Source organism: Synechococcus sp. H60.1, from assembly GCF_047462335.1.
Classification (GTDB): domain Bacteria; phylum Cyanobacteriota; class Cyanobacteriia; order Thermostichales; family Thermostichaceae; genus Thermostichus.
In genome coordinates this window covers 1-1,117 of sequence record NZ_JANSJA010000102.1, presented here as the reverse complement: position 1 = coordinate 1,117, position 1,117 = coordinate 1, and the positions used below count along the sequence as shown (strand labels likewise).

General features: G+C 62.8%; 1 protein-coding gene. It reads left to right on the top strand.

Annotated features, from left to right (window positions below; translation table 11 throughout):
* The first annotated feature begins 421 nt into the window (after positions 1-421).
* Complete coding sequence (locus NW852_RS05540; RefSeq protein ID WP_414426528.1) at positions 422-940, top strand: hypothetical protein; 519 nt, start codon at positions 422-424, stop codon at positions 938-940.
* Positions 941-1,117: the final 177 nt, after the last annotated feature.

Genomic DNA, 1,117 nt, shown 5'->3' with positions numbered 1-1,117 from the left:
GTTGCAGCAGGCGTTGGCGGCGCGTGGGGTGCTGCTGTCGCTGTCGGGCACGCGCTTGCGCGCCGTGACGCACTACCACATCACTCGCGCAGATATCGAGCAGGCGTTGGCGGTCATCCGAGAGACTTTGGCAGGCTGAAGCGCGACGCTGGACGGCAGGTAGAATCGGCTGGAGGCGCGCACCATGTGGGTACGACGCCGAGCCAACATCAGTCGGCATGAGACGGTTCACACTGTGCTGGGGGTACGATTCGACTTCGGCGCACCTTCACGCACGCCGTGTGCGGAAAATGGGCTGTCGCTACTTGCTCGGTTAGGGCGAGGTGCGGCAGACCCCCACTGGCAGGCGCACACCTACTTTCTGATCGCTAACTCCGAGTTCCTATATGCAATCTGGAACCCAGCCTCCCAGTATGAGATTGTGGATTCGCGCCTCTCGCGCCACTGGGTGTGGGCGCAGGAAACGGATGGGGTTGTGGTGCTCTCGCATCCGATTATTGCCATAGAAGGCGTCGTGGACGATCTCTGGTGGGGGGATATAGACTTGTGGGACGAGGCGATGGAGGCAAAACTCGAAAAGTATCGGTCTGCCTTGTGGACGCTTCTGAACGAGTTTGGCGTGCTGCCGAGCGAGCGGGCGGTTCTTGGCTGCACGGAAGCCGATGAATGGTTGTCGCGCCTGCGCGACTGTCTGGCTTTGGAGGACGCCTCCCAGCGGCGGGACTGCATCCGCCAGTGGTCGCTGAAGGTTCCACTACCCGACACATACGCCTTTATGGAGTTCTCGGAGCGGCTCAAGTGGTCGCTGGTGGAGTATGCGTTGGGGCTGCACGCTCAAGGCGCGTTGGAAGATGAGGGCGCGCGGCAGCAAGTATTGGCGTGGCTGGAGGGCGTCCAGCCGTTTCTGGGCGAGACACTTCGCGTGCCGCGTCTGCTGTGAATCCTCTGCGACGCCATCCTACGGGTTCAAAACCCCAGCGGCAGCCCGCCGCCGAGACTTTGAATGAGTTCCGTGCCCTGCTTGCCGATGGCGAAATCCTTGCGGATGCCGTACTGCTCGCACACGCGGGTCAGCTCCTCGTCGGCGCGGGCGAAGCGGGCGTCCAGCCCGCTCTGC